Raw genomic sequence first — 6,132 nt, 5'->3', positions numbered from 1 at the left:
CGGGAAATTCCGTCAACCGGCTTCTACGGTCCGGACGCGGGATGAACGGAATGATCTCCGCGCTCACGAAAATCCCTCCCACAGCGCGATCGCGACCAGGCCGGCCAGTGCGAGCGATATCAGATATGCGGTCATGGCGGCCTGCTTCCTTAGGGTTGTCATTGCCGCCGGCACGTTCGCGCGCCGGCAAAACTCAAATGGTTCGGACGGCAGCGCGCGTCGAGGCGCCTTGCGGCAAGCGCTTCGTGGAGATTGGTGCGCTCCGCGGCCGCCGTCCGATTTCTGAAAGCTCGAATGACAAAGCCCGCGACCGGTTTCCCGGCGCGGGCTCCACTTTCAATACTTGCGATGTTGTCAATATGCCGGTGATTTGCCCGACGTGTCAATTTTTCGAAGACGCCGGATTACTCCTTCGCTCGATTTATTCAAACCCCTGAACCGGTGGCGGCTTGGTGGCAGCCGCAGGCTCGGGAGATCTGGCGGGCGGCGGCGAACTTGCCTGGCCTGTGGTCTGCGGCTCAGGCACCGCGCTCGTTTGCGACGTTCGCTGCACCCGCGCACGCGACGCGGACCGTCGCACGCCCCATGAGCGCGAGATCGAGGGCCCGGCGGTATAGCCGATGAACGCGCCGGCTACCGCGCCGATGGGTCCCAACACCACCGCGCCCGATACCGCGCCCAGCGCCGCATCGCCCGCGCGCTCCTGAGCTTTGGCCTCGAACGATATGAGCGAGCCCACGAGCAGGGCACCAATCCAAAGATTCTTCATGACAAATTCCTTTGCCCCAAGGAATTCGAAAAATGCGGCGGCACGAAGGTGCGGGCGTGGCCGTCATGGCCCAAAAAAAGCCCGCGACCGGTTCCCGGCGCGGGCCTCGGATCCTGCGATGCTGTCAATGTGACTGTGATTTGCCCGACGCGTCAAGTGTTTTGGCGCGGGTTCGCTGCCGCATCAATGCCGGCGCCGGATATCGGAGCAGGTTCTCTTCGATCGCCGATCTTACTTCACGCGCCGGCCGTGAAAGAAACCCTTGTTGGTCGTATTCTGCCTGACGTTGGCGGAGTCGCCCTGTTCATTGGTATTTTGCGTATGACCTTCCTTCACCGACGTATCGCGGACCGCATCGGCGTCGGCGGATTTCGGTCCCTTGCTGCTTTGGTTCCCCTTGGGGATTGGTGGCATATGACCGGTCATTTTGAACTCCCTTGCGGCTCATTAAGCATAGCACCGCGCGCTTGCGTGAGCTTGATATCGATCAACAGCGCCGCAACCGAAGAACTCAATTGTGCAACCGAGCGGCCAATTCCAGGCCCGGCGGCGCCTTCACCCAGGAATAGTTGCGGCTTGCGAGATCATAGCCGCGGTCGAACAGCGCGTTCATATATCGCTGGTCGAACGGTTCGGCGCTGACATCGCTGAAGTCGGACGGAATGCTGGCGAGATTGAAATCGATCCCGTCGCGCCTGGCGATGGAATAGATGCGGTAGAGATCGCCGATTCCCTGATTCTTGATCAGCGTGGCGATCGAACGCTGCGTGATCGATAGGACATTCTCGCTGACCGATTGCCATTCGGGATCGATTTTTCCGTTTCTGATAACGTACAAGCGCCGCGTGGTTACCGCTCTTCGATTGCCCGAGCCGAGCGAGAACAGCGATGGAGCGATGAACACCTGCCGAGTGACGCCGCCGTCGACGTGCAGTTCGTCGTAATTCTTTCCGCCAACCTGCACCTGGATCCGAACCGGCGCGAACACCCCGGGAAGCGTCGCCGATGCCAGCAATATCTTCCGGAACAGCGCGATCGCGTCGCGATTGTTGCTCATCGCGATCCGGCCCATGTCCCACAAGACAGGCCTTTGGGTATCGAGATTGGTTGTGCCGATCAGCAGGATTCGGCCCTTGATCCGCTCCCTGGCGATTTCCTGGATAAAGGCATCGTCGACATATTTCTCGATCAACCGCGCCAACGGGGCATCGTCGGCCAACGCGGAGCCTTCGATCAGCCCGTGTACGTTGTAGGCGAAGATGTCCTTTCTGCCGTATTTCGTGAAGATCTCGCGCAGCTGACCGTCGTGTTCACGCCCGAGGAACGCGAAGGGCGCAATGAGCGCGCCGGAGCTGACGCCCGTCACCAGATCGAACGCGGGACGCGTACCTGCATCACTCCAGCCGACCAGGAGGCCGGCGCCGAAGGCGCCGTCTTCGGCGCCGCCGGAGATGGCGAGAAAATTCAAGTCCCGCGATGATCGCGCTGCAGTCCTGGGCGCGTCTAACATGACGGTCGCTTCGATGTCGCGTACCGGCGCATCGCCCCAGAAACGGATATTGTGAAATCCCTCGAGGTCGATCTGGCTGGCGCTGGCTTGCGGCAGGACATTGCGCGGAGAAATCGTCGCACAGCCGGCAGCAGAAAAAGCTATCGCGCAGATTAAGCCGAACAGTGCGGCTCGCCGCAGCCGGCCATCAGGGCGGACGTCGCGCAGCTTTGGATCGAACGCATGAATTGCCCGCCGGATCCGCTTCATTATCAGCCGACACTTTTCCCGGCATCGCAAGGCCACGATCGAAGGCGTGATCGCAACGACATTGCTTTATGTCTCGATATTTCCAGCAGTGTCATTCTGACCCCACCGAGCTTTCACATCAGTTATGAAGCCACGGCGGATGCATGTTGACTTTGTGGTATTGTCGAGGCGACGCTTCCAAGCAATGCGATATTCTGCCAAGGAGCTAGTTCAACTCGGCTTTGGGATCGGCGCGGCGTTCGACGCTGACGGATAAAAAATCCATCCGGGGCCGATAGTGATTCCGGAAATCGATCAGACCCGGGCGTCAGGGCGCCGTCTATCGGACGAAGCTCAGATACGAGGTCAGCGCCTCGATCTCTTCCGGGCCGAGGTGGCTCGCGACCATCGGCATCGGCGATCCCGGGGTCGAATGATATCCCTGGCCCCACTGCTCGAGCCGGCCCTTGAGATAGGAATAGGCCAACCCTCCGAGCCGCGGGATATCTCTCACTCCCTCTGCATTCGGGCCGTGACAGGCATAGCAGGATACGATGTTGGCTTCCGGAATCCCTTCCATGTAGATCGCTCGTCCCCGCGACGCGAGCGTGCTGTCGCCATCATTGGCGGGCTTCGGCGCGATCGTTGCAAAATAATTGGCCAGCTCGCGCGCCGTATACGGATCGAGCGCCGCGACCGCTCCCCACATGTATTGCCTCGAAAACGGATTATTGCGCGCGTGCTCGCGAAAACTCCTGATCTGACTCATGATGTATTGCGGCCGCTGTCCGGCCAGCCGCGGCGCGACCGTATAGCCCTGCGCTCCTGCGCCGTGGCACCAGGTGCAGTTGCGGACTGCGGCGCTCTCACCGGCCCATGCGGAGACGGTGGAGGCGAAAATCGCCAGGATCGCTAATTTTAACCCGATGCGCTTCATGACCCCAAGCTTTCGCGCTTCATGCACTCACTGACGGATGAGATGGCATCACTCATTGCAGATAACTGACATAGGCCGCGACGGCTTCAACCTGTGACCGCGTCAGGTTGTGCGCGGTCGGCGCCATGATCGCGGAGGTATCGACCGCCGTTCCCTGGCCTCGCTGTTGCTTCCAGCCCGTCAACTGGCCGACCAGGTACGGATAGACCTGGCCCGCCAGCCGCGGAATTTCATTCTGGCCCTTGCCCTCATTGCCATGACAGGCCGAGCACGCGGGAACGTTGGCTTCGGGGAGACCTTCCTCGTAGATTTTCTTGCCCGTAGCGATCGATCCCCTCGGCGCCCCGCCAAATGGCTTTGGATTGAGATTCTTGAAATGCATGGCCAGCGCCGTAACCATCGACGGGCTCAGCACATGCGCGACGTTTTGCATGACAGGGTTCGAGCGTCGGCGCTCGATGAAGGCCCGCAACTGAGCCTCGATGTATTCGGGTTGCTGCCCCGCAAGCCGCGGCATCGCGAAATATCCGAGATAGCCCTGACCCGACAGCCCGTGGCAGGTCTTGCAATATTCGAGCTTGGCTTCGAGGCCACCCCTGGCCGGCGCTAGTCTTTCCTGCGCGTGACCGCTTACGGAAAAAGCCACCGCCAGGATTGCCGTCTGCAATATCAGCCGCAAGCCGGTTGCGCTCACGGTCCGGCCCCCTCGCCTGCAGCCCGACGCGTCCGCTTCAACTGAACGGGCTTGGACCATCACCAACCGGACCCCCAGATATGAAAGTTCACCCCGACCTTGACGACCTGAACGGTCTGCCTGACGTCCGCGACGCCCGAAAAAGCGCCGTTACTGATCTGCTCGGTCATCAGCACGTTGCCGTGTCCGAATGAATAGTAATCGTATTCGAGGTTGACGGACCAATGACGCGAGAACGCCCAATCCACGCCGCCGCCCGCGGTCCAGCCGTAGCGATTGTCCAATCCCTGAAAGTTGAACGGGCCGCCGGGCCCGATGGTTGTGACGCCGCTGATATTGTATTTGTCTCCAGCCACGGCAAAGCCGCCTTTGCCGTAGAGCAGGACGTTGTCGAAGGCGTAGCCGACCCGCCCCGTCACGCTCGCCAGAAAGTCGGTGTTCGCTTGCACCAGCGCGAGGTCAGGCGCGCCGGCCGGGAGGCTGACATTCGCGCTGCCTTTCATCGTGGAGCCCGAGGCCGAGCCCTCGATGCCGACAACCAGGTTGGAGGTGAACTGGTAGTCGCAACCGATCTGGCCGCCGATCACGGCGCCGGTCGGCGTCGTGCTAACGGTGGTGATGCCGGTAGTGATGGGGCCGCCGTTAAACGAATCCTGCACGACCTGTACCGGATCGGTCATGTCCTTGGTGGCCCGGGCGCCGCCGAGATGTCCGCCGACGTAGCAGCTCGTCCAGGTGAATCGCGGTGGCACATAGGGCGCCTCCGATTTCATCGGCAAGTCCGCCGCGATCGCAGGTCCCGCCAAGGCCGCTGCGAGCACTGCTGCATGGGCGAAAAGAAGTTTTCTCATCAGACAATCTCCGTATGCGGACGCGTCCGCCTACATCGCAAACCAGGCATGGAGGAACAGCGTGTTGTTGTCGTGGGCACCGACCGTAGTGCCGTTCAACTTGTTGTAGTAGGTGTATTGCAGGCCGATCCGGGCGTTGAACCACGGCCAGCCGATCATCTTGCTGGCCCCGAACGGGATGTAGGCGATCTCGGCCATCCAGCCATTGGTGTTCGGAGTCGAGGCGAGCCCGGTGACCGGATCGGTCCCGTACAGGTTCATGTCGGCCGTGCCCCATTGATTGAAATATTGCCCGGTGAAGACGACCCTGTTGTCGGCGCCGTAGGCAAACGAGGCCTGCAGTTTCATGCTGTTGAGCAGGTTGGTGGGATTGGACGCGCTCGTGCTGAAAAAGCTCGCGTCGAGCCGCTGAAATTCGCGAATATAGCTGCCGCGCAATGTCAGCCAATAATTGTCGCCCTGATACTGATATTGGGTGTCGAAGCCGATGTCGGTGAATGTGTCGGACTGGGGAAACGTCGCGGTCGAAAAAGTCGCGAAGCTGGTATCGACCCAGGGATGGACGTTGAATTGCGCTCCGAACGTGCCGATCATGAAGGTATTGCGGCCCCAGTGCGGCTCGAACGCGACCCGCCAATAGGGCGCAACGCCGCCGATCTGGCCGGGCGCACCGAACGGATCGGTGCCCAGATTGTTCTGCTGGCTGAAGCCGAGCGTCTTGTAGGCGGTGAATTCCAGATAAAGCAGGTCATTGATGAACGTGTAGGCGCCGACACCACCGACATGCGCGGCAAATGCGCCCTCGATCACCGTGGGATGGCCCTGTGGGCCATTGATCGTCGAGACGGCGTAAGGGAAGGACCATGCCGGCGTCGTGTTCCAGACATCCTGCACCGTCGGATTGTTGTTGGCCGTGATGCCGTAAATGAAGTCAAGCGGTCCGAAATGCGCGGTGCTGGCATAGCGGACGTCGGTATTGTCCCACGTCCATGTGTGGCCGAACGGATCGCCAAAACCTCCGGGGGGCACCGCGTTATAGGTGACCTGCGCGAAGGCGCCGATGTTTTCGGTAATCGCGCCGCCCCAGAATGCGCTGAACGGCGAGAGCACGACATTGTTGTTCGCACTATAGGGGTCCGTGCC

The 6,132-nt window shown here is 60.8% G+C and carries 7 protein-coding genes; all 7 read right to left on the bottom strand.

Annotation, left to right across the window (positions count from 1 at the left end):
• Positions 1–421 precede the first annotated feature (421 nt).
• Positions 422–769: a DNA-directed RNA polymerase subunit N gene (locus tag E8A46_RS12615; protein ID WP_291561015.1), complete on the bottom strand. Its 348-nt coding sequence runs from the start codon at positions 767–769 to the stop codon at positions 422–424.
• A gap of 231 nt (positions 770–1,000) precedes the next feature.
• Positions 1,001–1,195 (bottom strand): hypothetical protein, encoded by a 195-nt coding sequence (locus E8A46_RS12610; RefSeq protein ID WP_291561012.1) that lies wholly within the window; start codon positions 1,193–1,195, stop codon positions 1,001–1,003.
• A gap of 85 nt (positions 1,196–1,280) precedes the next feature.
• On the bottom strand, positions 1,281–2,528 hold the full coding sequence (locus E8A46_RS12605; RefSeq protein ID WP_291561011.1) for a patatin-like phospholipase family protein: 1,248 nt from the start codon (positions 2,526–2,528) through the stop codon (positions 1,281–1,283).
• Positions 2,529–2,847: 319 nt separating this feature from the next.
• Positions 2,848–3,444, bottom strand: a complete 597-nt coding sequence (locus E8A46_RS12600; RefSeq protein WP_291561010.1) for a c-type cytochrome — start codon at positions 3,442–3,444, stop codon at positions 2,848–2,850.
• A 52-nt stretch (positions 3,445–3,496) separates the two neighbouring features.
• Complete coding sequence (locus E8A46_RS12595; RefSeq protein ID WP_291561009.1) at positions 3,497–4,138, bottom strand: c-type cytochrome; 642 nt, start codon at positions 4,136–4,138, stop codon at positions 3,497–3,499.
• Positions 4,139–4,197: 59 nt separating this feature from the next.
• Positions 4,198–4,989, bottom strand: coding sequence for an outer membrane beta-barrel protein (locus E8A46_RS12590; protein WP_291561008.1), 792 nt, complete (start codon positions 4,987–4,989; stop codon positions 4,198–4,200).
• A gap of 30 nt (positions 4,990–5,019) precedes the next feature.
• Positions 5,020–6,132: cytochrome C (locus E8A46_RS12585; protein ID WP_291561006.1), on the bottom strand; the 1,113-nt coding region annotated here is incomplete at its 5' end.

This window comes from Bradyrhizobium sp. (genome assembly GCF_004799445.1).
Taxonomy (GTDB): Bacteria; Pseudomonadota; Alphaproteobacteria; order Rhizobiales; family Xanthobacteraceae; genus Bradyrhizobium.
The sequence above is the reverse complement of the archived record's forward strand: the minus strand, read 5'-3'. Positions and strand labels throughout refer to the sequence as shown.

What these genes read in the sequence shown, in the direction of transcription:
- E8A46_RS12615 (WP_291561015.1), bottom strand. Translation starts at nt 769, where the DNA reads ATGAAGAATCTTTGGATTGGTGCCCTGCTCGTGGGCTCGCTCATATCG.
- E8A46_RS12605 (WP_291561011.1), bottom strand. Translation starts at nt 2,528, where the DNA reads ATGAAGCGGATCCGGCGGGCAATTCATGCGTTCGATCCAAAGCTGCGC.
- E8A46_RS12590 (WP_291561008.1), bottom strand. Translation starts at nt 4,989, where the DNA reads ATGAGAAAACTTCTTTTCGCCCATGCAGCAGTGCTCGCAGCGGCCTTG.
- E8A46_RS12600 (WP_291561010.1), bottom strand. Translation starts at nt 3,444, where the DNA reads ATGAAGCGCATCGGGTTAAAATTAGCGATCCTGGCGATTTTCGCCTCC.
- E8A46_RS12610 (WP_291561012.1), bottom strand. Translation starts at nt 1,195, where the DNA reads ATGACCGGTCATATGCCACCAATCCCCAAGGGGAACCAAAGCAGCAAG.